The sequence below is a fragment of the Streptomyces longisporus genome (genome assembly GCF_039532765.1).
GTDB classification, from domain to species: Bacteria; Actinomycetota; Actinomycetes; order Streptomycetales; family Streptomycetaceae; genus Streptomyces; species Streptomyces longisporus.
In genome coordinates this window covers 137,385-156,614 of record NZ_BAAASG010000012.1, presented here as the reverse complement: position 1 = coordinate 156,614, position 19,230 = coordinate 137,385, and the positions used below count along the sequence as shown (strand labels likewise).

The following is a 19,230-nucleotide window of genomic DNA, read 5'->3' as shown; positions in this document are numbered from 1 at the left end:
GGCGCGTTACCCGGTGAGGACAATCACATGGCCCGCAAGGTCCGGTCCCGGCGGCGTTTTCCACAGGTGCGGAGTTGTCCACAGGGTCTGACGCGTCCCGTCCACCGGCTGTACGGTCGGCACGAGTTGATGTTCATGGGCGTGCGGGGGAGGCGGTTGGCGTGACCGGAATCGGAGAGGCAGCGGCGGGGTCGGGTGTGCGGCGGCTTCCGCGGGTGCGGGGCTTCGCCGAGTGGCCCGCCCAGGGATCGCCCAAGGACGAGGGCAAGGCGCTGCGCAAGCGGGTGCCGCGCAGTGCGCACTCCGCGCTCGACCTCGACGGCTCGCGTCCGCACGCGGCCGACGCGGTCGAGGAGTCCCACCGCGGCCGGATCCCCGAGCTCACCCCGATACGCGCGGGCCGGATGGCGGCCACGCCCTTCGCCTTCCTGCGCGGCTCCGCCGGCCTCATGGCGTACGACCTGGCGCGCACCCCCATGACCCGGGTCCGCGCACAGATCTGCGGGGATGCGCATGCCGCGAACTTCGGCCTGTACGGCGATGCGCGCGGTGACCTGGTCATCGACCTCAACGACTTCGACGAGACCGTCCACGGCCCCTGGGAGTGGGACCTCAAGCGGCTCGCCGCCTCCCTCGTGCTCGCGGGCCGGGAGGCCGGCGCCGACGAGGACCAGTGCCGCAAGGCGGCCTACGACGCGACCGGCGCCTACCGCCGCACCATGCGGCTGCTCGCCAAGCTGCCGGTGCTGGACGCGTGGAACGCCATCGCGGACGAGGAACTCGTCTCCCACACCGACGCCCATGACCTGCTCGGCACGCTGGAGCGCGTGTCAGAGAAGGCACGGGCCAACACGAGCGGGCGTTTCGCGGCGAAGTCGACGGAACAGGCCGAGGACGGCGGGCGGCGCTTCGTCGAGGCGCTGCCGGTGCTGCGGCGGGTTCCGGACGCGGAGGCCGCGGCGGTGGCCGCCGCACTCGAGCAGTATGTGACGACGCTCTCCGAGGACCGGCTCCCGCTGCTGGCCCGCCATGCGGTGCACGACGTCGCCTTCCGGGTCGTCGGCACGGGCAGCGTAGGCACCCGGTCGTACGTGGTGCTGCTCCTCGACCACCGGGGGGAGCCGCTCGTCCTCCAGGTGAAGGAGGCCCGCCCCTCGGCGCTGGTGCCGCACCTGGTGACGGCGGGCTTCGATGCGCCGCAGGTGGAGCACGAGGGCCGCCGGGTGGTTCTCGGGCAGAAGCGCATGCAGGTGGTCAGCGACATCCTGCTGGGCTGGACCTCGGTGGAGGGGCGGCCCTTCCAGGTACGGCAGTTCCGCAACCGCAAGGGCAGCGTCGATCCGGCGGCGCTGGCCGCCGACCAGATAGACGACTACGGCCGCATGACCGGCGCCCTCCTGGCCCGCGCCCATTCCCACAGCGCCGACCCGCGCCTGGTCGCCGGGTACTGCGGCAAGAGCGAGGAACTGGACGAGGCGATCGCCGACTTCGCCGTCGCCTACGCCGACCGCACGGAGGCCGACCACGCCGATCTGGTGGCTGCGGTGCGGGCGGGGAGGGTTGCGGCGGAGATGGGGGTGTGAGGGGAGTTCTCGCAGGGGGCGGGTGAGGAGCGCGGGGCGCCGTACATCGACTGGGGCCCCTGCACCGCCTGCGCCTCTCCGGTGAGCGGTCCCGCAGCAGGTGCGCACTCCTGAGATCAGGTGCCGGCCGGGGACGCCGGTGACGTCGGGGCCGGTGGGCATCGGGGAGTGGGGCTCCGGCGCTCATGTCGGTGGGTCGGAGAGGCGGGCCGGGGTGGCCTACGCTGGGCGGGTGACGAGCCCGGAAGCTGAGCAGGGTGGTGTCGCCGGCGAGGCGCAGGCGACGCCCGAGGACGGTGCGCCGCGTCCCGAGGAGCGGCTGGAGCGGGCCGTGCGGGCCGCCGAGCAGGCGCTGATCGAGTACGAGATCGCTGTCGAGACCTTCCGCGTGGAGGTCGAGAACTTCTCCCGGCTGCACCACCAGAAGCTCGGCCCGATGTACGCCCGCCTGGACGAGCTGGACGCGGAGATCGCCGAGGCCCGGGCCGCCCGCACCGGCGATCCCGAGGACCGTCGCAAGGCGGACGAGGCGCGGGCCCGGGTGCTGCCGATGCCCGGCGTCGAGGAGCTGTTCCACGGCTGGATGGACGGGGAGGGGCTCTTCCCGGAGGCCGTGGCGATGCTCACGGACCAGCCTGTGCGGCCTCCGCAGCGGGTGCGCCCCAGCGACGAGGCCCGCAAGCTCTACCGCGAACTGGCCCGCAAGGCCCACCCGGACCTGGCCCAGGACGACACCGAGCGGGCCCGGCGCGAGGAGTTCATCACCCGGGTCAACGCCGCCTACGCCCGTGGTGAGGAGACCCTGCTGCGGGAGCTGGCCGAGGAGTGGGCCAAGGGCCCGGCACCGCAGGAGCGCGGTCCGAGCCGCGCCGAGGAGCTCTACGCCCGCCTCGAATGGCTCGCCCAGCGCAAGGAACTGCTCGCCCTGGTCGCCAAGGAACTGGAGGAGAGCGCGATCGGCGCGATGCTCCGGCTGGCGCCGGACGATCCGGACCGTCTGCTGGAGGAGATCGCCGAGAAGCTCCTGGCGGATGTCTCCCGGCGCGAGGCGGAGCTGGCCGAGCTGCTGGGGTAGCCCTGCCGCTCGGGCGGCCGGTTCCGCGCCGGGCCGCGTCGGGTAGCGTCTTGGGCATGCATTTCGGAGCTGGTGTGCCCACGGTCGAGGTCTCGGACCTCAAGGACGGCGACTTCCTGCTGGACGTCCGCGAGGACGACGAGTGGCAGGCGGGTCACGCCGAAGGGGCACTGCACATCCCCATCAGTGATTTCGTCGCGCGTTACGGCGAGCTGACCGAGGCCGCGCCGCAGGACGGCCGCGTCAACGTGATCTGCCGTTCCGGCGGTCGCTCGGCGCAGGTCGCGATGTACCTCGTGCAGCAGGGCATCGACGCCGTGAACGTCGACGGCGGCATGCAGGTGTGGGCGGCCGCGGGCCGCCCGGTCGTGACGGACGAGGGGCAGCCCGGGTTCGTGCTGTAGCTCGCGTCGGCCCGGGCGGTCAGCCCAGCGGGTGCGCCGCCAGCAGGTCACCGAGGGCCTCCTCGTGCGCTGCCGACGGGCCGAGCTGCAGCTCCAGGTGTTTGGCCCAGGCGTGGTAGCGGTGCAGTGGGTACTCGACGTCCGCCCCGAACCCGCCGTGCAGATGCTGTGCCGTCTGCACGACCCGCCGTACGCCCTCCGACGCCCAGATCTTGGCGACGGCGACGTCAGCGGAGGCGGGCAGTACGCCGGGTGCTCCCGAGGCGATCCGCCAGGCCGCCTGCCACAGCGTGGCCTCCATCGCACGCAGGTCGATGTACCGGTCGGCGGCCTGCACGGCGACGGCCTGGAACGTGGCGACGGGGTATCCGAACTGCTCCCGCTTGCCGGTGTATTCGCTGGTCATCGCGAGCACGCGTTCGCCGAGGCCGAGGGCCAGCGCGCAGGTCCCGGTGGTCAGCAGTTCGCGCAGCCACTCCCATGCGCCGTCGGCGTCGATGACGTCACGGGCCGGGATCCGTGCGGCTTCCAGACGCAGTTCGCCGAGCCGTTCGCCGGTGGTGGAGACCTGCTCGCCCAGCCCGACGCCCTGGTGGGTGCGGGGGACCACGGCGAGGAGGGCGCGGTCGGCGGCCGTATGGGCGGGTACGACGACGAAGTCGGCGGTGTGCGCCCACGGCACGGCGGTCTGCACGCCGTCCAGGGTCCACTGGTCGCCCTCCCGCCGCGCGGTGACGGCGAGTTCGGCCGGGTCGTGGCCGGTGCGGCCGTTCACGGCGACGGTCAGCACCGCCTCGCCCCGCCCCGCGCGGGTGAGCAGCGCCGCCTTCAACTCCTCGCCGCCGTAGGCCTGTACGGCCGCGGCGGCCGCGCTGGTCTCCAGCAGCGGAACGCGCGCCAGGACCTTGGCCGACTCCCGCAGCACCAGGCACAGGGCGATGGCGTCCAGGCCCGCCCCGCCGAACTCCGTGTCCAGCAGCAGGCTCAGCAGGTCCGCCTCGGCGAGCCTGGTCCACAGTGCGCGGTCGAAGTCGTCGGCCACGGCGCCGGGGACGAGGGAGGGGCTGGGCACCGCGTCCGGCGCGACCCCGGCGAACACCCCCCGCGCCGCCTCGGCCGCCGCCTGCTGCTCCTCGGTGAAGGTGAAGTCCACGGTCCTGTCCCTCCGGAGGGTCCGCTGATCTGACGGACCGTCAAGATAGAACAGGTTCTAGAAGAAGGGAACGGTCCGCCGACTTGGAACCGCGGCCGTCGGTTCAGCGGTCGAAGTCCAGCTCCACCTTCTCCGTCACGGGATGCGACTGGCACGCCAGCACGTATCCCGCCTCCGTCTCCTCCGGTTCCAGCGCGAAGTTGCGGTCCATGCGCACCTCGCCGGTGACCAGGAAGGCCCGGCAGGTGCCGCACACTCCGCCCTTGCAGGCGTAGGGCGCGTCGGGACGGTTGCGCAGGACCGTCTCCAGCAGGGACTCGCCGTCCTGCACGGGCCAGGTACCGCCGCGGCCGTCGAGCCGCGCGGTGACCGTGCTGTGCGCGGGGGCGGTCGCGGCCGGCGCGGGGGCGGCGGCGTCGACGTGGAAGATCTCCTCGTGGATGCGCGTGCGCGTCACACCGAGCCCGCGCAGGGCCCGCTCGGCCCCTTGGACCAGCCCGAACGGCCCGCACAGGAACCAACCCGCCACCTGCTCCACCGGCAACAGCGCCGGAAGCAGCTCCGTCAGCCGCTGCTGGTCCAGGCGTCCGGACGGCAGCCCCGCCTGCTGTTCCTCCCTGGACAGCACCGTCACCAGCTGCAGCCGCCCGGGGTATCTGTCCTTCAGATCGGCGACCTCGTCCAGGAACATCGTCGAGGCGGCCGTGCGGTCGCTGCGTATCAGACAGAACCGGGCCTGCGGCTCGCGTGCCAGCAGCGTGGAGACGATCGACAGCACCGGGGTGATGCCGCTGCCGCCGACGATCGCCGCGTACAGGCCGGGCGCGGGGTCGAGGGTGAAGCGGCCGGCCGGGGTCATCACCTCCAGCTCGTCGCCTGCATTGATCTCCTTGAGCGCGTACGTCGAGAAGGCCCCGCCCTCGACCAGCCGTACGCCGACCCGCAGGGTTCCGGGGCCCGCGTCGCCGGGGGCAGGCGCCGGGGAGCAGATCGAGTACGTGCGCCGGATCTCCTTGCCGTCGACCAGGCGCCGCAGGGCGAGGTGCTGGCCCGGGGCGTGCCGGTACTCCTCGCGCAGCTCCTCGGGCACGGTGAGGGTGAGGGCCACGGAGTCGTCGGTGAGCCGGTCGACCGCCGCCACCCGGAGCGTGTGGAAGCGGGCCATCACAGCTCCTTGAAGTGGTCGAAGGGTTCCCGGCAGGACAGACAGCGCCGCAACGCCTTGCAGGCGGTGGAGGAGAAGCGGCTGAGCAGCTCGGTGTCGGTGCTGCCGCAGTGCGGGCAGCGCACCGGCTCCAGCGTGCGGGTCGGGCCGAGCGACACGGTGACCGGCCCCGAGGCCTCTCGTACGCGCGGGGGAGCTATCCCGAACTCCCGTAGCTTGCGCCGCCCTTCGGAGGTGATGTCGTCCGTCGACCAGGCGGGCCGCAGCACCGTGCGGACGGTGACGTCCCGTATGCCGTGCGCGTGCAGGACTCGCTCTATGTCCAGGGACATCGCCTCGATGGCGGGGCAGCCGGTGTAGGTCGGCGTCAGTTCGACCTCGACCGAGTCCGCGCCGCGCACATGCACCGCGCGCAGGACGCCGAGCTCCTGGAGGGTGAGCACGGGCAGTTCGGGGTCGGGCACCGAACCGGCGATCTCGAGGAGTTCGGACTCCAGGGCGGTGGTCGTCGTCACCATGACGCCCCCGGGTGGCTGCGGTGCAGGTGCTGCATCTCGGCGAGCATCCGCCCGAAGGACTCCGTGTGCACGCCCTGGCGGCCCGCGCCGGCCGCCCACGCCCCGGCGCGCGGCCCCTCGGGGACCGTCAGGGTCGCGCGGTGCAGCACGGCCCGGACGGACTCAAGCCAGTCCCTCTCCATCCCCGCCAGGTCGACGTCCAGGCCGTCCACCGGCTGGAACATCTCGCCGGTGAACCGCCACAGGTCCGTGCACGCGCGCTGCATGCGCTCGTGGCCGGTCTCCGTGCCGTCGCCGAGCCGCAGGGTCCACTGCTCGGCGTGGTCGCGGTGGTAGGCGACCTCCTTCACGGCCTTTGCGGCGAGGCCTGCGAACGGACCGTCCGCGGCGGCCAGTTCGGCGTACAGCAGGTGCTGGTAGGTGGAGAAATAGAGCTGGCGGGCGATGGTGTGGGCGAAGTCGCCGTTCGGCTGTTCCACCAGCTGGAGGTTGCGGAAGGCGCGCTCCTCGCGCAGATACGCCAGTTCGTCCTCGTCCCCCACCGCCGACAGCAGCACGCGGGCCTGGCCCAGCAGGTCCAGCGCGATGTTGGCGAGGGCGACCTCCTCCTCCAGGACGGGGGCATGCCCCGCCCATTCGCCGAGGCGGTGCGAGAGCACCAGGGCGTCGTCGCCGAGGGCGAGGGCGGCGGTCGTGGGAGCCGCGGCCGTTTCAGGAACCGTCACAGGTGCTTCACCCCCTCCGGGATCTCGTAGAACGTCGGGTGCCGGTACGGCTTGTCGGCGGCCGGCTCGAAGAACGGGTCCTTCTCGTCCGGAGAGGATGCCGTGATCGCGGACGACGGGACGACCCAGATCGAGACACCCTCACCGCGGCGGGTGTACAGGTCGCGGGCGTTGCGCAGGGCGAACTCCGCGTCCGGCGCGTGCAGGCTGCCGGCGTGGGTGTGCGAGAGGCCGCGGCGTGAGCGCACGAAGACCTCCCACAGGGGCCAGTCGGTGTTCGTCATGCTCGCGTCGCTCCCATCTCGCCGGTCTTGCTGATCCCACTGGTCCCGCTCGTGTGCTTGGCCGCGTAGGCCGCGGCCGACTCCCGCACCCACGCACCTTCTTCGTGCGCGCGCCGGCGCTGGGTGAGCCGCTGCTCGTTGCACGGGCCGTTGCCCTTGAGGACCTCTTTGAACTCCGTCCAGTCGATCGGGCCGAAGTCGTAGTGCCCCCGCTCCTCGTTCCACTTCAGGTCCGGGTCGGGGAGGGTGAGGCCCAGGGACTCGGCCTGGGGGACGCAGATGTCGACGAAGCGCTGGCGCAGCTCGTCGTTCGAATGCCGCTTGATCTTCCACGTCATCGACTGCGCGGAGTGCGCCGACTCGTCGTCGGGCGGACCGAACATCATCAGGGACGGCCACCACCAACGGTTCACCGCGTCCTGCGCCATCTCCCGCTGCTGCGGGGTGCCGCGGCCGAGGGCCAGCAGCAGCTCGTACCCCTGGCGCTGGTGGAAGGACTCCTCCTTGCAGATGCGGACCATCGCGCGCGCGTACGGGCCGTAGGAACAGCGGCACAGCGGGACCTGGTTGGTGATGGCGGCGCCGTCCACCAGCCAGCCGATCGCGCCGACGTCCGCCCAGGTCAGCGTCGGGTAGTTGAAGATCGATGAGTACTTCTGGCGGCCGGAGTGAAGCTTGTCGAGCAGCTCGTCGCGGCTGGTGCCGAGGGTCTCGGCCGCGCTGTACAGGTACAGCCCGTGTCCGGCCTCGTCCTGGACCTTGGCCATCAGGATCGCCTTGCGGCGCAGGGAGGGCGCGCGGGTGATCCAGTTGGCCTCCGGCTGCATGCCGATGATCTCGGAGTGGGCGTGCTGCGCCATCTGCCGGACCAGCGTCGCGCGATAGGCCTCCGGCATCCAGTCGCGCGGCTCGATGCGCTCGTCGGCGGCCACGGCGGCGTCGAAGGCGCGCTCGTACGCACCGGTGGCGTCGGTGTCTTCCACGGTGCCGTACGTCTGGTGCGCGGCTGCTGTCGCCATGCGGTCCCCCTCGACCTGGGCTCTGTCCGGAGCTGGCTCCCGACCGATCGTTCGGTTCGTGCGATTCCATGGTGGGACGGGCGCCGTAAGGTGTCAACCGCTGGGGATAACTCGACCGCCGTCCTGTGGACAAGTGGGGCGACTTCGCGTATGCCGCGAGGAGCTCGGCCCGATGGGGGCTGTGCCGGGCGGGCGGGCCTGAGTACCGTGCCCCTGCGAGTGCGGTGGCAGATCGGGAGACGGGGCGGAATGGACGCGTACGGCACAGACTCGGACGCCCGGCAGGGGCTGGACGGGCCGGGCAGGCCGGGTGGTGCGCCCGAGCCGGATGCTCCGCCCGGGCCGGTCGGTCCGCCCGAACCAGGCAGATCGCCCGCGCAGGACAGCCCGCCCCGGCCGGCCGGACCCGGCCCGGCGGACGAGGGGCAGGACGCCTCACCGGACGCTGCCGCGCTCGATTCCGGCGCCTTGGCCTTCTCGGTGGCTCCCCCGCCCGGCCCGTACGCCGAACCGCGCACCGGGGTGGCCGCTCTCTCCCTGCGCTACCAGATCGGCGCCGCGCTGACGCTCGCCGTCGTCGCCGTCCTCGTCTGTGTGCACGTCGGGATGGTCTTTCTGCACGTCGCGCCGTCGAACACGCTGACCAAGGCGCACGGCAAGGCGATCGACGACTGGATCTACCCGGAGTTCGAGCAGAACTGGAAGCTGTTCGCGCCGAACCCGCTGCAGCAGAACATCGCCGTCCAGGTGCGCGCCGAGGTGCAGGAGAAGAACGGCGAGGTGCGGACCACCGGCTGGTACGACCTGTCCGCCGAGGACGGACAGGCCATCGACGGCAATCTGCTGCCCAGCCACACCGAGCAGAACGAGCTGCGCCGGGCCTGGGACTTCTTCGTCTCCACGCACGACGGCAACAACCGTGCGGTGGGGCTGCGCGGCACCCTGTCCGAGACGTATCTGCGGCGCATAGTGGTGCTCCGCCTGGGCCGCGACGAGGCGGCAGGCAAGGGCGGAGTCATCGATCAGGTGCAGGTGCGTTCCCGTACCACCAATGTGCCCCCGCCGAAGTGGAGCACTGAGAAGGTCTCCGACAAACCCATGGACCGCGTGCTGCCCTGGTGGCCGGTCACCGCCGCCGACACCGACGGAGGCGCCCGGTGAACCGCTTCGCCCTCTCGGTCTCCTCCGCCATCGCCCGCATCACCGAATCGGCGCTCGGCCCCTACCAGTCCGCCGTGATCCGCATCGGTTTCAGCACGACCTGGCTGCTGTTCCTGCTGCGCGAGTTTCCCCATCGCGAGGAGCTGTACGGCCCCGGCGGCCCGTGGAGCTGGGACCTCGCCCAGCAGCTGATCGCGTCCAACAGTGCCTTCACGGCCCTGATGTGGTCGGACGGCCGGGGCTGGTTCGAGTTCGTCTACGTACTCGCCGCGCTGTCGAGCGTCCTGCTGCTGCTCGGCTGGCGCACCCGCACCATGTCCGTGCTGTTCATGATCGGTGTGCTCTCACTGCAGAACCGCAGCGTGTTCATGGGGGACGGCGGTGACAACGTCCTGCACCTGATGTCCGTGTACCTCGTGTTCACGCGCTGCGGCCAGGTCTGGTCGCTGGACGCACGGCGGGCAGAGCGTGCGCGTCGGGCACGCGCGCGTGGAGCGCAGGTTTTTGACCGGGTCGGCCCGTTGCTGTGGGCCGTGCTCGGGTTCGCGCTGATCGCGGTGACGGCCGGCGGGCGGTTCGACGGTGCCGACCCGACCGTGCCCGTGATCCTGTGGGGCGTCTGGCTCGCGCAGGCCGTGTGGTGGCTGGTCGGGCGCCGGGCGAAGAGCGCGGAGCCGAGGATCCTCCTGGACGTCGTTGCCAACATCGTGCACAACGGCGCCCTCTTCGTGATCATGACGGAGGCCTGTCTGATCTACGCGACGGCCGGCTGGTACAAGATCCAGGGCACGCGCTGGCAGGACGGCACCGCGGTCTACTACCCCCTCCACCTCGACTACTTCTCGCCCTGGCCCGGGCTCGCCGACCTGCTGTCGTCCAGCGGCACGATGGTGATGCTCGTGACGTACGGGACGGTCATCGTGCAGGTCGCCTTCCCGTTCACGCTGTTCAACCGGCGGGTCAAGAACGTCCTGCTGGCGGTCATGATGACCGAGCACGCCGTGATCGCCGTCGTCCTCGGGCTGCCGTTCTTCTCGCTGGCGATGATCGCGACGGACGCGGTCTTCCTGCCGACGTCGCTGCTGCACCGCCTCGCCGGCTGGGCAGTACGCGCGCGTGGCCGCGTCCTCGCCCGCACCGGCCGTACGACGCCGTCCGGGCCGCCCGCCCCGGAGAGCCCCGAGCCCACACAAGTGAGCTCCACCGCGTGAGCCTGCGCCCGTGCGGGCGGGCGTGAGCTGCGGTCCCGCGCGCACGTAGGCTGCACGCCATGACCGATCCCGCCCCCGACCCCGTGACCGCCTGGCGCCGGATCGCCGGCACCTGTGTGCTGCTCGACGGTTTCCACGCCCTCAAGCACGCCGTGCGTTTCGGAGCCGAGGTCCCGCTGGCGGTCACCGCCGACCGGCGGGCGACGCTCGCCCTCGCCGACGAGCTCGCCCCCGATGTGCGGGACGCGCTGGCCGGCCTCCTCACCGAGGTGCCGGAGCCGACGTACCGGAGCCTGGTGCCGCGCCCGCATCCCACCGCCGTCGCCGCCTTGGCCGTACGACCGTCCCGTGCGGCCCATCTGGAGAAGCTCGCGCACATCCCGCGCACGGCCCCCGTCGTGGTCCTCGACAACCCGCGCAACCTCGGCAACGCGGGCGCCGTGATCCGTCTGGCCGCCGGCTTCGGTGCGACCGGTGTGGTCACCACCGGCACCCTCGACCCATGGCACCCCACGGTGGTGCGCGGCGGCGCGGGGCTGCACTTCGCGACCGCCGTGGAACGCCTGGCCGTCGACGAGCTGCCGGCGGGACCGCTGTTCGCCCTGGACCCGGAGGGCGACGACATCCGGGGCGTCAAGCTCCCGGACGACGCCGTCCTCGCGTTCGGCTCCGAGCGCAGCGGCCTGTCCGCCGAACTACGCGCGCGTACCGACCACTTGCTGTCGCTGCCGATGCGCCCCCAGGTCTCCAGCTACAACCTCGCGACCAGTGTGGCCATGACGCTGTACCACTGGAGCGCCACCGGGGGCGCGCTCGGTTCCTAGGCCTCGCGGCGCACCTCGACCACCCGGAAGCGGTTCGCGACGAACGCCCCGTCGCACAGCGCCGAGTTGGCCGCCGGGTTGCCCCCGGACCCGTGGAAGTCCGAGAACGCGGCCGTCTGGTTCACGTACACCCCGCCCGTGAGGTTCAGCGACAGCTGGGCGGCCTCCTCCAGGCAGACCTCCTGGACCGTCCGCTCGATCTCCTCGTCGGTCGTGTACGCGCCGACCGTCATCGCGCCCTTCTCGCGGATGGTGCGGCGCAGCAGCTCCGCGCCCTCCGCGGCCGAGTCGACCGCGACGGCGAAGGAGACCGGGCCGAAGCACTCGCTCATGTACGCGGCCTCGTCGTCGGGCTTGGCGCCGTCCAGCTTCACGATCACCGGCGTGCGCACCACCGCGTCCGGGAACTCCGGGTTGCTGATCTCCCGGGAGGCCAGGGCGACTTCGCCGAGACCGGCAGCCGCCTCCAGACGGGCCTTCACGTCCGGGTTGACGATCGCGCCGAGCAGGGCGTTCGCGCGCGCGTCGTCGCCGAGGAGGCCGTCGACCGAGCGGGCGAGGTCGGCGACCACCTCGTCGAAGGTCTTGGGGCCCTCGTCGGTGCGGATGCCGTCGCGGGGGATCAGCAGGTTCTGCGGGGTCGTGCACATCTGGCCGCTGTACAGGGACAGCGAGAAGGCCAGGTTGGAGAGCATGCCCTTGTAGTTCGCGGTGGAGTCGACCAGCACCGTGTTGACGCCGGCCTTCTCCGTGTAGACCTGGGCCTGGCGGGCGTTGGCCTCCAGCCAGTCGCCGAAGGACGTCGAGCCCGTGTAGTCGATGATCCGGATCTCCGGGCGCGTGGCCAGCGTCTTCGCGATGCCCTCGCCGGGGCGCTCGGCCGCCAGGGCCACCAGGTTCGGGTCGAAGCCCGCCTCGGCGAGGACCTCGCGCGCGACCTGCACGGTGAGCGCGAGCGGCAGCACCGCGCGCGGGTGGGGCTTGACCAGGACCGCGTTGCCGGTGGCCAGGGACGCGAACAGGCCCGGATAGCCGTTCCACGTCGGGAAGGTGTTGCAGCCGATCACCAGCGCGATCCCGCGCGGAACCGCGGTGAACTGCTTGGTGAGCGCCAGCGGGTCGCGCTTGCCCTGGGGCTTGGTCCACTCCGCGGTGTCGGGGGTGCGGACCTGCTCCACGTACGCGTACGCCACCGCCTCCAGGCCGCGGTCCTGGGCGTGCGGGCCGCCCGCCTGGAACGCCATCATGAAGGCCTGGCCGGAGGTGTGCATGACCGCGTGCGCGAACTCGTGCGTCCGGTCGCTGATCCGCTTGAGGATCTCCAGACACACCACCGCTCGCGCCTCCGCGCCGGCATCGCGCCACGCGCGCTGTCCGGCCTTCATGGCGGGCAGCAGCTCGTCGACGTCCGCATGCGGGTAGGTCACGCCCAGCTCGATGCCGTACGGCGAGACCTCGGCGCCCACCCAGTCGTCCGTGCCGGGCTGGCCGAGGTCGATGCGGGTGCCCAGCAGGGCGTCGAAGGCGGCCTTGCCCGCGGCCGCGTCCAGGCTGCCGTTTTCGCCGTAGGCCTTGGGGTGTTCGGGGTGCGGGGACCAGTACGCGCGCGTGCGGATCGCTTCCAGCGCCTGGTCGAGGGTGGGCCGGTGCTTGGCGATCAGCTCGCGGGTGGTCAGTTCGGCGGCCATGCGGGACCAACTCCTCGTCTTGAGAACTCTTCGTCGAGCTCATGACCTGGCGGAAACATGGGCAGGAACAGCCGGTCAGAGTTAGAGTAACCGAACGATCGGTCGGGACAAGGGGGCCTGCCGCATCTGTGGAAAACCCCGTGCGGGAGGATCGCGCACATGACAGCACTCGACCTCAGCAGCCCCGTGGCCGTCGTCGGCACCGGCACCATGGGCCAGGGCATCGCCCAGGTCGCGCTGGTGGCAGGCCATCGCGTACGGCTGTACGACGCCGCTGCCGGGCGCGCCGCGCAAGCGGCGGCGGCGATCGGCGCCCGCCTCGACCGGCTCGTCGAGAAGGACCGGCTCACGGCCGCCGACCGCGACGCGGCACGCGAGCGGCTGCTGCCCGCCGAGAGCCTGACCGAGCTCGCCGACTGCTCCCTGGTCGTCGAGGCCGTCTTGGAGCAGCTGGACGCCAAGCAGGCCCTGCTGCGTGAGCTGGAGGACATCGTCGCCGAGGACTGTCTGCTCGCGACCAACACCTCCTCCCTGTCCGTCACCGCCATCGGCGGGGCCCTGCGCCACCCCGGGCGCTTCGTCGGCCTGCACTTCTTCAACCCCGCGCCGTTGCTCCCCCTGGTCGAGGTCGTCTCCGGGTTCGCCACCGACGTTTCGTCGGCCACGCGCGCGTACGAGATGGCGCGCGCCTGGGGCAAGACACCGGTCGCCTGCGCCGACACGCCCGGCTTCATCGTCAACCGCATCGCCCGGCCCTTCTACGCCGAGGCCTTCGCCGTGTACGAGGCCCAGGGCGCCGACCCCGCCACCATCGACGCGGTCCTGCGCGAGTCGGGCGGCTTCAGGATGGGCGCCTTCGAGCTGACCGACCTGATCGGGCAGGACGTCAACGAGTCCGTCACCCACTCCGTATGGCGGTCCTTCTTCCAGGACGTGCGCTTCGCGCCCTCGCTCGCCCAGCGGCGCCTGGTCGAGTCGGGCCGGCTCGGCCGCAAGAGCGGTCAGGGCTGGTACGAGTACGGGGACGACGCCGAGCGCCCCGAGCCGCACACCGCGGAGCCCGCGCAGCAGCCCGCGTACGTCGTCGTCGAGGGCGACCTGGGCCCCGCCTCCGAGCTGCTCCCGCTGATCCGCGAGGCGGGCATCGCCGTGCGCGAGGAGGACGAGGACCACGGCACCCGCCTGGTGCTGCCGAGCGGCGGCCAGCTGGCGCTCGCCGACGGCCAGACCTCCGTCGAGTTCCGCGACGTCGTCTACTTCGACCTCGCCCTGGACTACCGCAGGGCCACCCGTATCGCCCTGTCCGCGTCCCAGGACACCTCGTCGGCGACCCTGGCCGAGGCCACCGGCCTCTTCCAGGCGCTCGGCAAGGACGTCAGTGTCATCGGCGACGTCCCCGGCATGATCGTCGCCCGCACGGTCGCCCGGATCGTCGACCTCGCGCACGACGCCGTCGCCAAGGGCGTGGCCACCGAGGAGGACATCGACACCGCGATGCGCCTGGGTGTCAACTACCCGCTCGGACCCTTCGAGTGGAGCCGCAGGCTCGGCCGCAACTGGGCCTACGCCCTCCTCGACGACCTGCACCTGCGCGACCCCTCCGGGCGCTATGCGCCCTCCCTCGCGCTGTACCGGCACGCCTACGCCTCCGACAAGCGGGAGGGCAGCCAGTCATGACCACCGCCAAGCGCGACACGTACACCCCGGAGACACTGCTGTCCGTCGCCGTCCAGGTCTTCAACGAGCGCGGCTACGACGGCACCTCCATGGAGCACCTCTCCAAGGCGGCCGGCATCTCCAAGTCGTCGATCTACCACCATGTGGCCGGCAAGGAGGAGCTGCTGCGCCGGGCCGTCAGCCGGGCGCTCGACGGGCTCTTCGGGATCCTCGACGAGGAGCACGCGCGCGTGGGGCGCGCCGCCGAACGCCTCGAGTACGTCGTGCGGCGCATGGTCGAGGTGCTGATCGGCGAACTGCCGTATGTGACGCTGCTGCTGCGGGTGCGCGGCAACACGGGCACCGAGCGCTGGGCCCTGGAGCGGCGCCGTGACTTCGACCACCAGGTGGCCGAGCTGCTGAAGGCGGCGGCCGCCGACGGGGACGTACGCGGTGACGTGGAGGTGCGGCTCGCCACCAGGCTCGTCTTCGGGATGATCAACTCGATCGTCGAGTGGTACCGGCCCGACGGACGAGGCATGAGCGAGCGCGAAGTGGCCGACGCGGTCGTCCAGTTGGTCTTCGGAGGGCTCCGCAAGGAAGGCTGAGCGGCTTTTCAGGGCTCAGCCCTGCGGCTCCAGGTCCTCCTCCTCGAACACCAGCAGCGTGCGCGTGCTGAGCACCTCGGGCATCGCCTGCAGCCGGGTGAGCACCAGCTCGCGCAGTGCCTTGTTGTCCGGTGTGTGCACCAGCAGCAGTACGTCGAAGTCGCCGCCCACCAGGGCGATGTGGGAGGCCCCGGGCAGCTGTCTGAGCTGCTCGCGCACCGTGCGCCAGGAGTTCTGGACGATCTTCAGGGTGATGTACGCCGAGGTGCCCTGACCGGCGCGCTCATGGTTGACACGGGCTCCGAAGCCGCGGATGACGCCGTCCTCGATGAGGCGGTTGATACGCGCGTAGGCGTTGGCGCGGGAGACATGCACCCGTTCCGCGACCGACCTTATGGATGCGCGGCCGTCCGCCTGGAGCATCTGGAGGATGTCCAGATCGATGGCGTCGAGGGGCCGCGGCTGCGGCAGGGGACTGCTGCCTTCCGGCCCCTCGGCCATTTGTTCAGGTGCCATGTCCCCCCGCCTCCCTACCATGGACGTACTGCGTTCATTTCAGGTTGTGGAGAACCGTTTGTCCACAGCCTGGAGGTGCCTGTAGCCAAAATGTGCCGACGACCGAACAATCGGTAGGTGAGGCGCATCACCCCCGTGGCGCGCCTGAAGCCGCTCCCACGAGGAGGTGCCGTCATGACGGTCATGGAGCAGCGGGGCGGGTACCGGCCGTCGCCGCCCCCCGCCTGGCAGCCCCGCACGGACCCCGCGCCGCTGCTGCCCGACGCGGAGCCCTACCGCGTCCTCGGCACCGAGGCCGCCGCGAAGGCCGACCCGGCCCTGCTGCGCCGCCTGTACGCCGAGCTGGTGCGCGGCCGCAGGTACAACGTGCAGGCGACCGCCCTCACCAAGCAGGGCCGTCTCGCCGTCTACCCCTCCAGCACCGGCCAGGAGGCCTGCCAGGTCGCCGCCGCGCTCGCCCTGCAGGACCGCGACTGGCTCTTCCCCAGCTACCGCGACACGCTCGCCGCCGTCGCGCGCGGCCTGGACCCCGTCCAGGCGCTCACCCTGCTGCGCGGCGACTGGCACACCGGCTACGACCCGCACGAGCACCGCGTGGCCCCACTGTGCACCCCCCTCGCCACCCAGCTCCCGCACGCCGTGGGCCTCGCGCACGCCGCCCGCCTCAAGGGCGACGACGTGGTCGCCCTCGCCCTGGTCGGCGACGGCGGCTCCAGCGAGGGCGACTTCCACGAGGCGCTGAACTTCGCCGCCGTCTGGCAGGCCCCGGTGGTCTTCCTGGTCCAGAACAACGGCTTCGCGATCTCCGTCCCGCTCGCCAAGCAGACCGCGGCCCCGTCGCTGGCCCACAAGGCCGTCGGCTACGGCATGCCCGGCCGCCTGGTCGACGGCAACGACGCGGCCGCCGTGCACGAGGTCCTCACCGACGCCGTGCGCCGCGCCCGCGAGGGCGGCGGCCCCACGCTGATCGAGGCCATCACCTACCGCATCGACGCCCACACCAACGCCGACGACGCCACCCGCTACCGCGGCGACACCGAGGTCGAGGCCTGGCGCGCCCACGACCCCATCGCGCTCCTGGAGCACGAACTGACCGAGCGCGGTCTCCTCGACGACGACGGCATACGGGCCGCCCGCGACGACGCCGAGACCATGGCCGCCGACCTGCGCGAGCGCATGAACCAGGACCCGGTCCTCGACCCGATGGACCTGTTCGCCCATGTGTACGCCGAACCCACCGGACAACTGCGCGAACAGCGGGCCCAGTTGCAGGCGGAGCTGCACGCGGAACAGGAAGGCGGGCACTGATGACCACCGTCGCCCTCAAGCCGGCCACCATGGCGCAGGCGCTCACGCGCGCGCTGCGCGACGCCATGGCCGCCGACCCCACCGTGCACGTCATGGGTGAGGACGTAGGCACCCTGGGCGGTGTCTTCCGCGTCACCGACGGCCTCGCCAAGGAGTTCGGCGAGGACCGCTGCACGGACACCCCGCTGGCCGAGGCGGGCATCCTCGGCACCGCGGTCGGCATGGCGATGTACGGCCTGCGCCCGGTCGTGGAGATGCAGTTCGACGCGTTCGCCTACCCGGCGTTCGAGCAGCTGATCTCGCACGTGTCCCGGATGCGCAACCGCACCCGCGGCGCGATGCCCCTCCCGCTCACCATCCGCGTCCCCTACGGCGGCGGCATCGGCGGCGTCGAGCACCACAGCGACTCCTCCGAGGCGTACTACATGGCGACTCCGGGGCTCCATGTCGTCACGCCCGCCACCGTCGCCGACGCCTACGGCCTGCTGCGCGCCGCCATCGCCTCCGACGACCCGGTCGTCTTCCTCGAACCCAAGCGCCTGTACTGGTCCAAGGACTCCTGGAACCCGGAGCACCCGACGGACGTTGAACCGATAGGCCGCGCGGTGGTGCGGCGCTCGGGCCGCAGCGCCACGCTTATCACGTACGGACCGTCGGTTCCCGTCTGCCTCGAAGCCGCCGAGGCCGCGCGGGCCGAGGGCTGGGACCTCGAAGTCGTCGACCTGCGCTCCCTGGTGCCGTTCGACGACGAGACGGTCTGCGCCTCGGTACGGCGGACCGGGCGCGCGGTCGTCGTACACGAGTCGGGCGGGTTCGGCGGCCCGGGCGGGGAGATCGCGGCCCGTGTCACGGAGCGCTGCTTCCACCACCTGGAGGCGCCGGTGCTGCGCGTGGCCGGCTTCGACATCCCCTACCCGCCGCCGATGCTGGAGCGGCACCACCTGCCCGGCGTGGACCGGATCCTCGATGCCGTGGGGCGTCTGCAGTGGGAGGCCGAGAGCTGATGGCACAGGTGTTGGAGTTCAGGCTCCCCGACCTCGGGGAGGGGCTCACCGAGGCGGAGATCGTCCGCTGGCTGGTGGAGGTCGGCGACGTCGTCGCGGTCGACCAGCCGGTCGTCGAGGTCGAGACGGCCAAGGCGCTGGTCGACGTGCCCTGCCCCTACGGTGGTGTGGTCACCGCCCGCTTCGGCGAGGAGGGCACCGAACTGCCCGTCGGCGCCCCCTTGTTGACGGTCGCGGTCGGACCGGCGGCTCCGGAGGGCGACAGCGAGGGTTCGGGCAACGTCCTGGTGGGATACGGCACTTCGCAGGCGCCCGCACGCCGCCGCAGGGTACGGCCGGGACAGCCGGCACCCGCGGCGCCCCGGGAGGCGAACGGAAGCCCCGGCGCACGCGGGACGGCGGACGGCCCCGTTCCCGTGATCTCGCCGCTGGTGCGCAGGCTCGCCCGGCAGAACGGCCTGGACCTGAAGGAGATGACGGGCTCCGGCCCCGACGGGCTGATCCTGCGCGCCGACGTCGAGTACGCGCTGCGTGCCGCCGAGGCACAGGGACGGACGGCGGAAACCGCTGCCGCCACCCAGACGCCCGCGCCGACGCCCACCGCAGCACCCGGCACCGGCCTGCGCATCCCCCTCAAGGGCATCCGGGGCGCCGTCGCCGACAAGCTCTCCCGCAGCCGCCGCGAGATACCGGACGCGACCTGCTGGGTGGACGCCGACGCCACCGAGCTCATGCGCGCCCGTGCCGCCATGAACGCGGCCGGCGGGCCGAAGATCTCCCTCCTCGCCCTGCTGGCCCGCATCTGCACGGCCGCTCTCGCCCGGTTCCCCGAGCTCAACTCCACGGTCGACATGGAGGCCAGGGAGGTCGTCCAGCTCGACCAGGTGCACCTCGGCTTCGCCGCGCAGACCGAGCGCGGCCTCGTCGTTCCGGTCGTACGGGACGCACACGCACGGGACGCCGAAGCGCTCACCGCGGAGTTCGCCCGGCTGACCGAGGCGGCCCGCACGGGCAGCCTCACGCCCGGGGAACTCACCGGCGGAACCTTCACCTTGAACAACTACGGCGTGTTCGGTGTCGACGGGTCCACGCCGATCATCAACCACCCCGAGGCTGCCATGCTCGGCGTCGGCCGCATCGTCCCCAAGCCGTGGGTGCACGAGGGTGAGGTCGCTGTGCGGCAGGTTGTCCAGCTCTCGCTCAGCTTCGACCACCGGGTGTGTGACGGTGGCACGGCAGGTGGCTTCCTGCGGTACGTGGCGGACTGCGTGGAAGAGCCGGCGGTGCTGCTGCGCACGCTGTGAGGACGGGGAGGTCCTTGCGTTCCG

19 protein-coding genes are annotated in these 19,230 nt (G+C 72.0%); 11 read left to right on the top strand and 8 right to left on the bottom strand.

Features of this window, described 5'->3' with window-relative positions; all coding sequences use genetic code 11:
- The first annotated feature begins 170 nt into the window (after nucleotides 1-170).
- The 3 genes from ABD355_RS26385 to ABD355_RS26375 all read left to right on the top strand — a co-directional run bounded on the left by ABD355_RS26385 (nucleotide 171) and on the right by ABD355_RS26375 (nucleotide 3,062).
- Nucleotides 171-1,583: a DUF2252 domain-containing protein gene (locus ABD355_RS26385; protein ID WP_344403463.1), complete on the top strand. Its 1,413-nt coding sequence runs from the start codon at nucleotides 171-173 to the stop codon at nucleotides 1,581-1,583.
- Nucleotides 1,584-1,815: 232 nt separating this feature from the next.
- Nucleotides 1,816-2,658, top strand: a complete 843-nt coding sequence (locus ABD355_RS26380) for a J domain-containing protein (protein WP_344403151.1) — start codon at nucleotides 1,816-1,818, stop codon at nucleotides 2,656-2,658.
- Nucleotides 2,659-2,732: 74 nt separating this feature from the next.
- A complete protein-coding gene (locus tag ABD355_RS26375) occupies nucleotides 2,733-3,062 on the top strand; it encodes a rhodanese-like domain-containing protein (RefSeq protein WP_115907038.1) in 330 nt (109 codons plus the stop codon).
- 19 nt (nucleotides 3,063-3,081) lie between these two features.
- Here ABD355_RS26375 and ABD355_RS26370 read toward each other — a convergent pair whose 3' ends face one another.
- The 6 genes from ABD355_RS26370 to paaA form a co-directional block, all read right to left on the bottom strand.
- Nucleotides 3,082-4,215, bottom strand: a complete 1,134-nt coding sequence (locus tag ABD355_RS26370; protein WP_344403150.1) for an acyl-CoA dehydrogenase family protein — start codon at nucleotides 4,213-4,215, stop codon at nucleotides 3,082-3,084.
- 103 nt (nucleotides 4,216-4,318) lie between these two features.
- Nucleotides 4,319-5,380, bottom strand: a complete 1,062-nt coding sequence (locus tag ABD355_RS26365; RefSeq protein ID WP_344403149.1) for a 2Fe-2S iron-sulfur cluster-binding protein — start codon at nucleotides 5,378-5,380, stop codon at nucleotides 4,319-4,321.
- Complete coding sequence (gene paaD / locus ABD355_RS26360) at nucleotides 5,380-5,895, bottom strand: 1,2-phenylacetyl-CoA epoxidase subunit PaaD (RefSeq protein WP_344403462.1); 516 nt, start codon at nucleotides 5,893-5,895, stop codon at nucleotides 5,380-5,382. Before paaD ends, ABD355_RS26365 begins: the two co-directional genes overlap by 1 nt.
- A complete protein-coding gene (paaC, locus tag ABD355_RS26355) occupies nucleotides 5,892-6,623 on the bottom strand; it encodes a 1,2-phenylacetyl-CoA epoxidase subunit PaaC (RefSeq protein ID WP_344403147.1) in 732 nt (243 codons plus the stop codon). The genes paaD and paaC overlap by 4 nt, the downstream gene beginning before the upstream one ends.
- Nucleotides 6,620-6,907 (bottom strand): 1,2-phenylacetyl-CoA epoxidase subunit PaaB, encoded by a 288-nt coding sequence (gene paaB, locus ABD355_RS26350; protein WP_057606276.1) that lies wholly within the window; start codon nucleotides 6,905-6,907, stop codon nucleotides 6,620-6,622. Before paaB ends, paaC begins: the two co-directional genes overlap by 4 nt.
- Nucleotides 6,904-7,926: a 1,2-phenylacetyl-CoA epoxidase subunit PaaA gene (paaA, locus tag ABD355_RS26345; RefSeq protein ID WP_344403145.1), complete on the bottom strand. Its 1,023-nt coding sequence runs from the start codon at nucleotides 7,924-7,926 to the stop codon at nucleotides 6,904-6,906. Before paaA ends, paaB begins: the two co-directional genes overlap by 4 nt.
- A gap of 249 nt (nucleotides 7,927-8,175) precedes the next feature.
- Here paaA and ABD355_RS26340 point away from each other — a divergent pair, with 249 nt between their 5' ends.
- From ABD355_RS26340 to ABD355_RS26330, 3 genes are read left to right on the top strand one after another with little or no spacing between them, the layout of a single operon-like run.
- Entirely contained in the window at nucleotides 8,176-9,087 is a 912-nt protein-coding gene (locus tag ABD355_RS26340; RefSeq protein WP_344403144.1) for a DUF5819 family protein, read from the top strand.
- Nucleotides 9,084-10,298, top strand: a complete 1,215-nt coding sequence (locus tag ABD355_RS26335) for an HTTM domain-containing protein (protein ID WP_344403143.1) — start codon at nucleotides 9,084-9,086, stop codon at nucleotides 10,296-10,298. The genes ABD355_RS26340 and ABD355_RS26335 overlap by 4 nt, the downstream gene beginning before the upstream one ends.
- A 59-nt stretch (nucleotides 10,299-10,357) precedes the next feature.
- Nucleotides 10,358-11,122 carry a TrmH family RNA methyltransferase gene (locus tag ABD355_RS26330; protein ID WP_344403142.1) on the top strand — a complete coding sequence of 255 codons (765 nt, stop codon included), beginning with the start codon at nucleotides 10,358-10,360 and terminating at the stop codon, nucleotides 11,120-11,122.
- Here the strand turns inward: ABD355_RS26330 and paaN are convergent.
- The gene (paaN, locus tag ABD355_RS26325; protein ID WP_344403141.1) at nucleotides 11,119-12,810 is read right to left on the bottom strand and encodes a phenylacetic acid degradation protein PaaN; all 1,692 of its coding nucleotides are present in this window, start codon (nucleotides 12,808-12,810) and stop codon (nucleotides 11,119-11,121) included. The two genes, ABD355_RS26330 and paaN, sit on opposite strands and share 4 nt — an antisense overlap.
- A 159-nt stretch (nucleotides 12,811-12,969) precedes the next feature.
- Here paaN and ABD355_RS26320 point away from each other — a divergent pair, with 159 nt between their 5' ends.
- Both ABD355_RS26320 and ABD355_RS26315 read left to right on the top strand, forming a co-directional pair.
- On the top strand, nucleotides 12,970-14,487 hold the full coding sequence (locus ABD355_RS26320; protein WP_344403140.1) for a 3-hydroxyacyl-CoA dehydrogenase: 1,518 nt from the start codon (nucleotides 12,970-12,972) through the stop codon (nucleotides 14,485-14,487).
- Nucleotides 14,484-15,074, top strand: coding sequence for a TetR/AcrR family transcriptional regulator (locus tag ABD355_RS26315; RefSeq protein ID WP_344403139.1), 591 nt, complete (start codon nucleotides 14,484-14,486; stop codon nucleotides 15,072-15,074). The genes ABD355_RS26320 and ABD355_RS26315 overlap by 4 nt, the downstream gene beginning before the upstream one ends.
- Before the next feature lie 15 nt (nucleotides 15,075-15,089).
- Here the strand turns inward: ABD355_RS26315 and ABD355_RS26310 are convergent, their stop codons facing one another.
- Entirely contained in the window at nucleotides 15,090-15,575 is a 486-nt protein-coding gene (locus ABD355_RS26310) for an Lrp/AsnC family transcriptional regulator (RefSeq protein ID WP_344403461.1), read from the bottom strand.
- A gap of 189 nt (nucleotides 15,576-15,764) precedes the next feature.
- Here ABD355_RS26310 and pdhA point away from each other — a divergent pair, with 189 nt between their 5' ends.
- The 3 genes from pdhA to ABD355_RS26295 are packed head-to-tail and all read left to right on the top strand — an operon-like array spanning nucleotide 15,765 to nucleotide 19,206.
- Nucleotides 15,765-16,898 carry a pyruvate dehydrogenase (acetyl-transferring) E1 component subunit alpha gene (pdhA, locus tag ABD355_RS26305; protein ID WP_344403138.1) on the top strand — a complete coding sequence of 378 codons (1,134 nt, stop codon included), beginning with the start codon at nucleotides 15,765-15,767 and terminating at the stop codon, nucleotides 16,896-16,898.
- Entirely contained in the window at nucleotides 16,898-17,902 is a 1,005-nt protein-coding gene (locus ABD355_RS26300) for an alpha-ketoacid dehydrogenase subunit beta (protein ID WP_344403137.1), read from the top strand. The genes pdhA and ABD355_RS26300 overlap by 1 nt, the downstream gene beginning before the upstream one ends.
- Nucleotides 17,902-19,206, top strand: a complete 1,305-nt coding sequence (locus tag ABD355_RS26295; protein ID WP_344403136.1) for a dihydrolipoamide acetyltransferase family protein — start codon at nucleotides 17,902-17,904, stop codon at nucleotides 19,204-19,206. The genes ABD355_RS26300 and ABD355_RS26295 overlap by 1 nt, the downstream gene beginning before the upstream one ends.
- Nucleotides 19,207-19,230 lie beyond the last annotated feature (24 nt).

Coding starts and splice junctions, on each gene's coding strand:
- ABD355_RS26365 (WP_344403149.1), bottom strand. CDS start 5,380: ATGGCCCGCTTCCACACGCTCCGGGTGGCGGCGGTCGACCGGCTCACC.
- paaB (WP_057606276.1), bottom strand. CDS start 6,907: ATGACGAACACCGACTGGCCCCTGTGGGAGGTCTTCGTGCGCTCACGC.
- paaA (WP_344403145.1), bottom strand. CDS start 7,926: ATGGCGACAGCAGCCGCGCACCAGACGTACGGCACCGTGGAAGACACC.
- ABD355_RS26340 (WP_344403144.1), top strand. CDS start 8,176: ATGGACGCGTACGGCACAGACTCGGACGCCCGGCAGGGGCTGGACGGG.
- ABD355_RS26330 (WP_344403142.1), top strand. CDS start 10,358: ATGACCGATCCCGCCCCCGACCCCGTGACCGCCTGGCGCCGGATCGCC.
- paaN (WP_344403141.1), bottom strand. CDS start 12,810: ATGGCCGCCGAACTGACCACCCGCGAGCTGATCGCCAAGCACCGGCCC.
- ABD355_RS26320 (WP_344403140.1), top strand. CDS start 12,970: ATGACAGCACTCGACCTCAGCAGCCCCGTGGCCGTCGTCGGCACCGGC.
- ABD355_RS26315 (WP_344403139.1), top strand. CDS start 14,484: ATGACCACCGCCAAGCGCGACACGTACACCCCGGAGACACTGCTGTCC.
- ABD355_RS26310 (WP_344403461.1), bottom strand. CDS start 15,575: ATGGCCGAGGGGCCGGAAGGCAGCAGTCCCCTGCCGCAGCCGCGGCCC.
- pdhA (WP_344403138.1), top strand. CDS start 15,765: ATGACGGTCATGGAGCAGCGGGGCGGGTACCGGCCGTCGCCGCCCCCC.
- ABD355_RS26300 (WP_344403137.1), top strand. CDS start 16,898: ATGACCACCGTCGCCCTCAAGCCGGCCACCATGGCGCAGGCGCTCACG.
- ABD355_RS26295 (WP_344403136.1), top strand. CDS start 17,902: ATGGCACAGGTGTTGGAGTTCAGGCTCCCCGACCTCGGGGAGGGGCTC.